7 protein-coding genes and 2 pseudogenes are annotated in these 10,260 nt (G+C 69.4%); 1 reads left to right on the top strand and 8 read right to left on the bottom strand.

The window, feature by feature from the left end:
- A pseudogene (locus G6026_RS15850) lies at positions 1-619 on the bottom strand (allantoinase); the annotation flags it as partial.
- 133 nt (positions 620-752) lie between these two features.
- On the opposite strand from G6026_RS15850, the gene rraA reads away from it, so the two are divergent.
- A complete protein-coding gene (rraA, locus tag G6026_RS15845) occupies positions 753-1,235 on the top strand; it encodes a ribonuclease E activity regulator RraA (RefSeq protein ID WP_182613738.1) in 483 nt (160 codons plus the stop codon).
- Positions 1,236-1,251: 16 nt separating this feature from the next.
- Here rraA and G6026_RS15840 read toward each other — a convergent pair whose 3' ends face one another.
- The 7 genes and pseudogenes from G6026_RS15840 to G6026_RS15810 form a co-directional block, all read right to left on the bottom strand.
- Complete coding sequence (locus tag G6026_RS15840) at positions 1,252-1,635, bottom strand: hypothetical protein (RefSeq protein ID WP_107755428.1); 384 nt, start codon at positions 1,633-1,635, stop codon at positions 1,252-1,254.
- Positions 1,636-1,731: 96 nt separating this feature from the next.
- Entirely contained in the window at positions 1,732-2,277 is a 546-nt protein-coding gene (locus G6026_RS15835) for a hypothetical protein (protein WP_107757922.1), read from the bottom strand.
- 5 nt (positions 2,278-2,282) lie between these two features.
- A complete protein-coding gene (locus G6026_RS15830; RefSeq protein ID WP_107755427.1) occupies positions 2,283-2,519 on the bottom strand; it encodes an RNA-binding S4 domain-containing protein in 237 nt (78 codons plus the stop codon).
- A gap of 88 nt (positions 2,520-2,607) precedes the next feature.
- Entirely contained in the window at positions 2,608-2,967 is a 360-nt protein-coding gene (locus G6026_RS15825; protein WP_309230121.1) for a hypothetical protein, read from the bottom strand.
- A gap of 137 nt (positions 2,968-3,104) precedes the next feature.
- Positions 3,105-4,577 carry a glutamate synthase subunit beta gene (locus tag G6026_RS15820; protein ID WP_182613736.1) on the bottom strand — a complete coding sequence of 491 codons (1,473 nt, stop codon included), beginning with the start codon at positions 4,575-4,577 and terminating at the stop codon, positions 3,105-3,107.
- Positions 4,570-9,171, bottom strand: coding sequence for a glutamate synthase large subunit (gene gltB, locus G6026_RS15815; protein WP_182613740.1), 4,602 nt, complete (start codon positions 9,169-9,171; stop codon positions 4,570-4,572). Before gltB ends, G6026_RS15820 begins: the two co-directional genes overlap by 8 nt.
- A gap of 281 nt (positions 9,172-9,452) precedes the next feature.
- Positions 9,453-10,260 (bottom strand): annotated as a pseudogene (locus G6026_RS15810) (hypothetical protein); the annotation flags it as partial.

Raw genomic sequence — 10,260 nt, 5'->3', positions numbered from 1 at the left:
GGGCCCGGAGATGCAGGCGGCCGCCGGTCCCACGACAGACGTCCAGCAGGGCGGGTAGGTCCCCGATGCCGGCATCCGCCGCGAACAGACCGCCGTGACCGGCGACCTCTTCGGCCGCCGCCACCAGGTCCCGGCCGGTCAGGGTGGGGGTCCCCGCGACACCCTTGCCCTCCGCCACCGCGGAGATGCCGAAGACCCCCCGGTCCAGCAGGGCGCCGAGCCGACCCAGGTTGTCGGGCACCGCGGCACCCCACAATCCCACGTCGACGAAGGACTCCCCGGCCACGGCCTCGTGCCAGCGGTCGACCTGTTCCACGGTGGTGGCCGCCGGGTCGCCGTTCGTGCCGTAGTCGACCACCGAGGTGATCCCCCCGAGGGCGGCCGACCGGGTTCCCACCGCGACGTCCTCGGTGCTCACATGAGGGTCGACCAGACCGGGCATCAGTACGATGTCGTCGCCGAGATCGACGGTGTGGTCACCCGCCAACCCGACGTCACGCGCCTCGGACCCCGTGCGCACGGAGGAGATCACGCCTCCGTCCACCGTCACGGCGGCCTGCTGGATGCGGCCGTCGACCACGGCGCGGCGGGCGTGGATCAGGAGCTCGTACTTGGCCACGGATCGGTCCTCCTCCGTCTCGGGGGATCTCGGTGACACCGTCAGGTGCCATTGTCCCCCACGGCTGAGGTCCCCCGGGCCGGGGTCGCGGGATAGCGTGAAGGGAACTCGACACCAGACCGGAGGGCCAGCCATGACCGACACCCCCAGCGGATTCGTCCCCACCGCCGACCTCGTCGACGAGATCGGGGAGGGGGTGCGCAGTTGCGACACCCAGTTCCTCGACCTCGGTGGGCGCACCGAGTTCTTCGGACCGATCTCCACCGTCCGGTGCTTCCAGGACAACGCACTGCTCAAGAGTGTCCTGGGCGAACCCGGACACGGCCGGGTCCTGGTGATCGACGGTGACGCCAGCGTGCACACCGCGCTCGTCGGAGACCTCATCGCCGAGCTCGGACGGTCCAACGGCTGGGCCGGGGTGGTGGTGCACGGGGCGATCCGCGACTCGGCGGTCATCGGCGGGATGGACTTCGGGTGCAAGGCCCTCGGGACGAATCCGCGGAAATCGTCGAAGACCGGAGCCGGGGAGCGCGACGTGACGGTGAGCTTCGGCGGGGTCGACTTCGTCCCCGGCGACATGCTCTATGCGGATTCCGACGGGATCGTGGTGCGCTGACCCACACCGACCTCGACTAGGACGCCCCCGCGAGGGACCCGATGGAGCCCACGGCGAGCTCGCCGATCGAGGCCTCCGGACCGTAGCTCCCCAGGGACCCGGGCGCGTACGAGCCGGTCGAGTTGGGCACGTCCACGGACAGGACGACCGAGCCGGTGTTGATGAGCGTCGACAGCAGATCCATCAGCGAGCCGGTACCGAACGAACCGTAGCCCAGGCTCCCCAGCGCGTCGATCGTCGCCGGATCGACCGACATGCAGCGCAGTCCGTTCTGCGTCTGGATCCACACGCAGAACGGGCCCGTCGGTTCATCGGGCGCCGCCGCCGCCGATCCGGCGCCGACGACCAGGGCGGCCGCCATCAGGGCGGACGAGGCCGCGGCGAGCATGGTGGTGCGCATGTCAGGGAACCTCCGGGTAGGCACCCCACCCGGGCGTGGGGCCGTCCTCACGCAGTGTAACGGGTATCACGGTCCGCGTCGGTCGCCCCGGAGAGTTCACGCCTCGCGTCTGATCCACCGCAGGAGCGGACCGAGGGACAGGCGGTCCGTGAGGTCCACCCCGCCCAGTTCGAGCATCGACTCCTCCTCCGGGGTGCGGTCCGCCTTCCGTCGCAGAGCCGCCAACGCGGTCTTGAGCCCCAGGCGCTGGCGGAATCCGAGCTGGTCAGGGGTCACCACGCCGCGCAACTGGAACAATTTGAGGTCGCGGAGCTGGTCGGCGGAGAACTCGCTGGACATGAGGTCTATCCGTGCGTCATCGGTGACCGGGGTGGGACCCACCATGACGACGGCGACCCGGCGACCGGCCTCCACCAGGGCCTCCCAGTTGTCCTTGATGAACGCCGACCCACCCAGACCACCGTCAGGACGCATGCCCGTCACGAGCACGACCGTCCCGGCCACCACGAGCTCGGCGGGATCCACGGAATCGTGATGGGAGCTGCGGGTCTCGAACTCCTCGGCCAACCACCCCGCGTAGCGGCGGGCCCCCGGGTCGTCGTCGTGCAGCACCACCGGGGCCGGACCGGCACCGGACGTCATCTCGGTCACTGAGCTCTCCCCTGTCCGTCCCGGGCGACCACGCGGGCCGCTCGTGCCGCGTACGCCACCACGTCGCCGTCGACCAGCCCTCGACCCCGACGCTCGTCGACGTGTCCGTTGACGGTCACCGCGCCCGACGCGACAGCGTCCTTGGCCTCCGCTCCGGAGTCGAGCAGGGACGCCAGTTTGAGGAACTGGCCCAGGGTCAGCTTGCTGCTCAGATCACACTCGACGTCGTGCACTGGTGGACCGACCCGCGGCGTCACCCGCGGGGTCCGTCCCCGTCCTGCGATATGGCGGCTCATACCGCCGAGCCTATCGGCCCCGCCCTCACGGGGCAGGACCGGTGGGCGGGGCCTGCTCCTCCGGCAGCACCACCCGGCCGCGCCGCGTCACCACGGCCAGGCCCATCCCGCCGGCGACGAGCACCGCGGCGGCCAGACCCAGTGCCACGGTCTGAACGCCGGAGATCCCCAGGGGGGACGAGTCCGACTCGTCCTCCGTCTCCGGTGAGTCCCCTTCCACCGGGAGGGGCGGGAGTTCGCTGAGGACGGGCAGATCCGTCACCTCGACCCGCGCGCCGGAGCCGGTCCCCTGTGCGGAGGCCACAGGACCGCCGGCCATGGCGAGCGACAGGCACAGCGCCGCGAGAAAGGCGACGACCAGAGGGATGAACACGGCACCGGACACGGCGGCAGGGCGACGGCGGACCATGTATGCCTTCCGTGACGACGGCCGGGGCGGCCTGAAGCGAGGTGCCTCACATCTTAGGTTCTATTAAGGCGAAACGATACCCCGCGGTGCGGCCACGACCGCGCGTCCCCTGGTCAGCGCTGTGCGACGTCCGTGGGTCGCACGGGCGACGGCAGCGCGGTCTCCCCCATCAGGAAGCGGTCGACCGAGGCCGCCGCGGCGCGCCCCTCGGCGATCGCCCACACGATCAGCGATTGGCCGCGCCCCATGTCGCCTGCGACGAACACCCCGTCGACGTTGGTCGCGTACTTCTCGTCCCGGTCCACATTCCCCCGGTCGCTGAAATCCACCCCGAGGTCGGAGCACAGCCCCGACTTCTGCGCCCCCGTGAACCCCATCGCCAGCAGGACGAGATCCGCCGGGTACTCGAAGTCGGTGCCGGGCACCGCCTCGAAACGCCCGTCGACCATCTTCACCTCGGACCCCTTGAGCGCGGTCACATGGCCGCCCTCACCGAGGAACTCGGCGGTCGAGACACTGTAGATCCGCTCGCCGTTCTCCTCGTGCGCCGACGCCGTCCGGAACATCAGCGGATAGACGGGCCAGGGGGTCGAGGCGGCACGGGTCGCGGGAGGCCTGGGCATGATCTCGAAGCTCTTGACCGACTTCGCGCCCTGGCGGGTGGCTGTTCCGAGGCAGTCGGCGCCGGTGTCGCCACCGCCGATGATGATCACATGCTTGTCCCGCGCGTGGATCTCGGGCAGACCGTCGGAGTCCACGACCGGATCACCGACGGCGGCCTTGTTGGCCAGCGGCAGGTAGTCCATCGCCTGGTGGATCCCGTCGAGCTCCCGTCCCGGGACCGGGAGGTCCCGGCGCATGGTCGCGCCGCCGCAGAGGACGACCGCGTCGAACTCCGCGCGCAGCTGCGAGGCGGTGATGTCCTTGCCCACGTTGACGCCGGGGCGGAAGACCGTGCCCTCCGCCTCCATCTGGGCGAGGCGACGGTCGATGATCTTCTTCTCCATCTTGAACTCGGGGATCCCGTAGCGCATGAGACCACCGATGCGGTCATCGCGCTCGAAGACCGTGACCGAGTGCCCGGCGCGGGTGAGCTGCTGTGCGGCCGCCAGCCCTGCGGGCCCGGACCCTACGATCGCCACCGACTGTCCGGTACGGAAGGAGGGGATCACCGGCTCCATGTCGCCGTCTTCCCACGCCTTCTCGGCGATCTCCACCTCGACCTGCTTGATCGTCACCGGTGGCTGGTTGATCCCCAGGACGCACGAACCCTCGCACGGGGCCGGACAGAGTCGACCCGTGAACTCGGGGAAGTTGTTGGTCGCGTGCAGACGGTCCACGGCCGCGTCCCACCGTCCCCGGTGCACGAGGTCGTTCCACTCCGGGATGATGTTGCCGAGCGGGCACCCCTGGTGGCAGAACGGGATGCCGCAGCTCATGCAGCGACTGGCCTGGGTCTTCAGGTCGTCTTCCGGGAGGGTCGTCGACTCGTAGACCTCCTTCCAGTCCATGATTCGCAGGTCCACCGGGCGGCGCGCGGGGAGCTCGCGTTCGGTGTGCTTGAGAAAGCCCTTGGGGTCAGCCATTTGCGGCCTCCATGATCGCCTCGTCCACGTTGCGTCCGTCCTTCTCCGCCTGCTCGATGGCGAGCAGCACGCGCTTGTAGTCGCGCGGCATGACCTTGGCGAAGTGATTCACGTTCTGCGCCCACCCGGACAGGATCTCCCGGGCGCGGGCCGAGTCGGTCTCGGCGGCGTGCTGCTCGACGATGCGGTGCAGGAACTCGACGTCCTCTGTCAGCAGCTGCTCGATCTCGACGAGTTCGTCGTTGAGGTTCGCGGGCAGCTGCCCGTCTGGGTCGTAGAAGTACGCGACACCGCCCGACATCCCGGCCGCCACGTTGCGACCGGTCGACCCGAGCACCACCACCTGACCGCCCGTCATGTACTCGCAGGCGTGGTCACCCACGCCCTCGACCACCGCGGTGACACCCGAGTTCCGGACGCAGAAGCGCTCGCCCACGATTCCCCGCAGGAAGATCTCGCCTCTGGTCGCCCCGTAGCAGATCACGTTTCCGGCGATGATGTTGTTCTCCGCCACGAAGTCCGGAGCCGCGTCCAGGGCGGGCCGGACCACGATCCGTCCCCCGGACAACCCCTTGCCCACGTAGTCGTTGGCGTCACCGAACACCCGCTGGGTCACGCCCGCGGCGAGGAACGCCCCGAAGGAGTTGCCCGCCGAACCGGTGAAGGTCAGGTCGATCGTCCCCTCGGGCAGGCCGGCCGCACCGTACGCCTTGGAGATCTCGTGACTGAGCATGGTGCCGACGGAGCGGTTGACGTTGCAGATCGGGTATCGACCGGTGGACGGACCGCTCGACGGGTCGGCGATCACCGACCGGAAGTCCTCGATGAGCGTGCGGTCGAGCACACCCTCCAACTTGTGGTCCTGCTGCTTGGTGCAGCGCAGGTCCTGGTGCATGAAGGGGGAGTCCGCCTGGGCGAAGACCGGCTCGAGGTCCAGCTTCGCGGCCCGCTTGTTGTGCGCGAACGCCCGGGACTTGTCCAGGCACTCGGAGCGTCCGATCGCCTCGTCGAGGGATCGGAAACCCAGCTCGGCCAGGTACTCGCGGACCTCCTGCGCGACGAACTCCATGAAGTTCACCACGTACTCGGCCTTGCCGTTGAACCGCTCACGCAGCACCGGGTTCTGGGTGGCCACACCCACAGGGCAGGTGTCGAGGTGGCAGACGCGCATCATGACGCATCCGGCCACGACGAGCGGGGCGGTGGCGAAACCGAACTCCTCGCCACCGAGCAGCGCGGCGACGATCACGTCGCGGCCCGTCTTGAGCTGCCCGTCCACCTGCACGACGATCCGGTCGCGTAGCCCGTTGACCAACAGCGTCTGCTGGGTCTCTGCGAGCCCCAGCTCCCACGGCCCACCCGCATGCTTGAGCGAGGTCAGCGGCGAGGCGCCCGTGCCACCGTCGTGGCCGGAGATCAGCACCACGTCGGCGTGGGTCTTGGACACGCCCGTCGCGACGGTCCCCACGCCCTGCTCGGCGACGAGCTTGACGTGGATCCGCGCCTCGGGATTGGCGTTCTTCAGGTCGTAGATGAGCTGCGCCAGGTCCTCGATCGAGTAGATGTCGTGGTGCGGCGGCGGCGAGATCAACCCGACGCCCGGCGTGGACCCACGGACCTCGGCCACCCAGGGATAGACCTTGCCCGGCGGGAGCTGTCCGCCCTCGCCCGGCTTGGCACCCTGGGCCATCTTGATCTGGATATCGGTGCAGTTGGCCAGGTAGTTGCTGGTCACGCCGAACCGGCCGGAGGCGACCTGCTTGATGGCGGACCGGCGCCAGTCCCCGTTGGGGTCGGGGGTGAACCTCGCGATCGACTCGCCGCCCTCTCCCGAGTTGGACCGGGCGTGCAGGCGGTTCATCGCGATCGCGAGGGTCTCGTGCGCCTCCGCGGAGATGGAACCGTAGCTCATCGCGCCGGTGGAGAACCGCTTGACGATCTCCGACACCGGCTCGACCTCGTCGATGGGCACCGGCGAGCGGTCGCTCCTGAGCTCGAACAGGCCGCGCAGGGTGGCCAGACGCTCCGACTGATCGTCGACGAGCGCGGTGTACTCCTTGAAGATCTCGTACCGGCCGGAGCGCGTGGAGTGCTGGAGCTTGAACACCGTGTCCGGGTTGAACAGGTGGTACTCGCCCTCGCGCCGCCACTGGTACTCGCCGCCGATCTCGAGCTCGCGGTGGGCCGCCTCCTCGGGACGCGGCAGGAACGCGAAGCGGTGCCGACGGGCCACGTCCTCGGCGATCTCGTCGAGGCCGATCCCGTCGATCGGGCTGATCGAGCCGGTGAAGTACTCGTCACACAGCTCCTGCGACAGTCCGGTGATGTCGAACAGCTGGGCGCCCGTGTAGGAGGCGAGCGTGGAGATACCCATCTTGGACATCACCTTGAGCACGCCCTTGGCGGCCGCCTTGCGGTAGTTGGCGCAGGCCTCGACCGTGTCGATACCGGTGAGGTCGCCCGTCTTGACGAGCTCGTCGATCGACTCGAAGGCCATGTACGGGTTGATGGCGTTGGCGCCGTAGCCGAACAGCACCGCCATGTGGTGCACCTCGCGGGCGTCACCCGACTCCACCACCAGGCCGACTCTCGTGCGGGTCTTCTCCCGGACCAGGTGGTGGTGCACCGCGGAGGTCAACAGCAGCGACGGGATGGGGGCGTTGCGCTCGTCGGACTCGCGGTCCGAGAGCACGATGATCGCGGCCCCGTCGTCGATCGCCTCCGAGACCTCGCGGCGGATGCGCTCCAGCGCGATCCGCAGGCCCCGGCCGCCGTGCGCGACGTTGTAGAGCCCGCGCACGGTCACCGCACGCAACCCCGGGTGGGTGTCCCCCGCCGCCAGCAGTGAGGCGAGCTCGGCGTTGCCCAGGATCGGGTTGTCGAGCCTGATCTGGCGGCACGAGTCCGGACCGGGGTTGATGAGGTCGCCCTCGGGCCCGAGCGTCACCCCGTAGCTGGTGACGAGCTCCTCGCGGATGGCGTCGAGCGGCGGGTTGGTGACCTGGGCGAACCGCTGGGCGAAGTAGTCGAACAGCATGCGGGCCCGCTGCGAGAGCACCGGCAGCGGGGTGTCGGTGCCCATCGACCCGGTCGCCTCGGCCCCGACCCGGGCCATCGGGGACACCAGGATGCGCAGTTCCTCCTCGGTGTAGCCGAAGACCCGCTGCCGCAGCACCACGCGTTCGTGGCTCATGATCTCCTGGTTGACCTGGGGGAGGTCGCCGAGGCGGATCATGCCGTCGTCGAGCCACTGCTGGTACGGGTGTTCCGCGGCCAGCTGCGCCTTGATCTCCTGGTCGTCGATGATCCGCCCCGCGGCGGTGTCGACCAGGAACATGCGACCGGGGCGCAGGCGGGTCTTGGTGACGACCTTGTCCTGCGGGATGTCCAGGACGCCGACCTCCGAGGCCATGACGACGAGGCCGTCGTCGGTGACCCAGATCCGGGAGGGGCGAAGCCCGTTGCGGTCGAGGACCGCTCCGATGACGGTGCCGTCGGTGAAGGTGATCGACGCCGGACCGTCCCAGGCCTCCATGAGCGAGGCGTGGTACTCGTAGAACGCCCGCTTGGCCGGATCCATGGTCTCGTGACGCTCCCAGGCCTCGGGGACCATCATCATCACGGCGTGCGGGAGAGTGCGGCCGGCCAGCGTCAGCAACTCGAGTGCCTCGTCGAACCGCGCGGTGTCGGACCCACCCGGGGTGCAGACGGGCAGCGCTGCCGACAGGTCCTCGATGTGCTCGCTCGACATGAGCGACTCCCGGGCCCGCATCCAGTTCTCGTTGCCGCGAGCGGTGTTGATCTCTCCGTTGTGTGCGACGTAGCGGAACGGGTGCGCGAGCGGCCAGGCCGGGAAGGTGTTGGTGGAGAACCGGGAGTGCACGATTCCCAGGGCGGACTCGACGCGCTCGTCCTGAAGATCGAGGTAGAAGTCCGGGAGCTGCTTCTCCGTCAGCATTCCCTTGTAGACGAACGTGCGGGGGCTCAGGGACGGGAAGTACACGGTCTCGGAGCCCAGGTCGCCCTTGCCGGGCCCCTTGGATCCGAGTTCGTGCTCGCACCGCTTGCGGACCACGAAGCACTTGCGCTCCAGCGCGAGCTCGGTGAGCAGGGCCCCGTCGGCACCCGCGGCCTTGACGAAGATCTGGTGGATGGTGGGCTGCGCGTCGCGGGAGATCGCCCCGACCGTCGAGTCGTCCACCGGGACCTCGCGCCATCCGATGACGGTGACCCCCTGCTCCGCGGCGATCCGCTCCACCAACCGCATGGCGTCCATCGCGAGCATCCGGGACTGGGGGAGGAAACACAGGCCGGTCGCGTACGCACCGGCCTCGGGCAGCTCCAGGTTCTGCTCCGCCCGCATCACCTCGCGGAAGAACCGGTCCGGCACCTGGATCATCAGGCCCGTGCCGTCACCGGTGTTGGCCTCGGCTCCCACCGCACCCCGGTGTTCGAGGTTCACGAGCGCGGCGATCGCCTTCTCGACGATGTCCCGGGACTGGCGTCCGTACATGTCCACGACGAACGCGACACCACAGGAATCGTGTTCATATTCAGGGCGGTACAAGCCTTTGGGGCCGGGAGTCGTCATAATCTGCTCGCCTTCGTTTGTCGACGGGCGGACTCCGTGGTGGCTGGAGCACCCGCACTCAGATCACCGTGGTGCTCTGGCCCGCAAATAATATGGGGAAAAGGGGTTAGCCGCACAATTCGGTTTCGTCAATCAACGCCGACTGACGTGGGACACGGATTCCACCCTGTGAGATTTCTCTCAGGTCGCACGTGCAACCGGCGCCGAAACGGCGACCGCCCCGCTCCGAGTGGTCCACTCGGAGCGGGGCGGAACGCGCCTCGGTTCGCCGATCGCGTGTCAGGTCACCGGATGAAGGGCAGCGGAGGCAGGGTGACACCGTCCGGCAGCACCACCTCGTAGTCTCCGAGCGATCCCGTGGTGACGATCGCCGCGTTCGCGGCCACCGCGACGCCCCCCGCGGCACCCGGTTCTCCCCCGCGACCGTTGGGGGTTGTCGGCCCGGGGGCCGGCGGCGCCTCGGGAACGGCGACCGGGGCGGGCGGCGCCATGGGCATCCCGGGCAGTGGTGGCAGGACCAGCCCGAGGTCCATGACCGACTGCCCGATCATCGGGGCGGCGGCGATCGAACCACCGACGAGGACCACCGGCAGCAGGATCGGCAGTGACCCGACCGCGGAACCGACCGTCGAACCCAACGGGGCCAGGGATGCGGTCAGGGAACCGACCGGGGCGAGCGACCCCTCGACGGAACCCGGTTCCAATGAACCCGTCGGGAGAGAACCCTCCACCGAGCCTTCGTCGAGCGAGCCGGGCTCCAGCGACCCGGGTTCCAACGACCCCTCGAGGGAGCCCTCCAGCGACCCGGCCTCGGAGCCCACCGACAGCGGCGCCAGTGAGGCGGGATCGAGCGACCCCGGCTCCAGCGAGCCCTCGAGCGAACCCTCATCGGACCCCGCGGACAGCGGCGCGAGCGAGGCCGGATCGAGCGACCCCTCGCCCCCCTCCGAACCGAGCGCGAGGAGCACGGTCACCGCCACGAGCGAACCGGCCTGGACGGATCCCGGCTCGAGAGATCCCTCCTCCGAACCCGCGGACAGCGGCTCCAACGAACCGGGTTCCAGCGATCCTGGCTCCAGTGAGCCAGGCTCC

Origin of the sequence: Dietzia sp. DQ11-38-2 (genome assembly GCF_014145055.1) — a bacterium.
Classification (GTDB): Bacteria; Actinomycetota; Actinomycetes; order Mycobacteriales; family Mycobacteriaceae; genus Dietzia.
The sequence above is the reverse complement of the archived record's forward strand: the minus strand, read 5'-3'. Positions and strand labels throughout refer to the sequence as shown.

Excerpts from the sequence above, each read along its gene's own strand:
- rraA (WP_182613738.1), top strand. The coding sequence starts at position 753 with ATGACCGACACCCCCAGCGGATTCGTCCCCACCGCCGACCTCGTCGAC.
- G6026_RS15840 (WP_107755428.1), bottom strand. The coding sequence starts at position 1,635 with ATGCGCACCACCATGCTCGCCGCGGCCTCGTCCGCCCTGATGGCGGCC.
- G6026_RS15835 (WP_107757922.1), bottom strand. The coding sequence starts at position 2,277 with ATGACGTCCGGTGCCGGTCCGGCCCCGGTGGTGCTGCACGACGACGAC.
- G6026_RS15820 (WP_182613736.1), bottom strand. The coding sequence starts at position 4,577 with ATGGCTGACCCCAAGGGCTTTCTCAAGCACACCGAACGCGAGCTCCCC.